This window comes from Aquirufa beregesia (assembly GCF_011090385.1).
GTDB classification, from domain to species: Bacteria; Bacteroidota; Bacteroidia; order Cytophagales; family Spirosomataceae; genus Aquirufa; species Aquirufa beregesia.
Genome location: NZ_SEWW01000060.1, coordinates 1 through 255 on the forward strand (window position 1 = coordinate 1; position 255 = coordinate 255).

Annotated in this window: 1 protein-coding gene; it reads right to left on the reverse strand. The window is 53.3% G+C overall.

Annotated features, from left to right (window positions below; translation table 11 throughout):
• Window positions 1-255: hypothetical protein (locus EWU23_RS13895; protein WP_166233210.1), on the reverse strand; the 255-nt coding region annotated here is incomplete at both ends.

The window sequence follows — 255 nt, forward strand, 5'->3', positions numbered from 1 at the left end:
TCCTGCAATGTGAACCTTTTTTGCAGAACCACCATTGATGTCGATACCTCCACTCGCCACGGCCGCTCCTCCCGCTGCGGTGATCGTGAAGGCGCCTGCACCTCTCGCCACCGTATATTTCAAGCTTACGCCCGTCAAGGTGAAGGTGCCTGAACCTACCGCTCCCGTATATTTCAAGCCTAAGCCCGTCAAGCTCGCTACTCCACTACTAAAGTCGCCGGCACTACTTAATTTATTCGTTCCTGATAAGCCTGT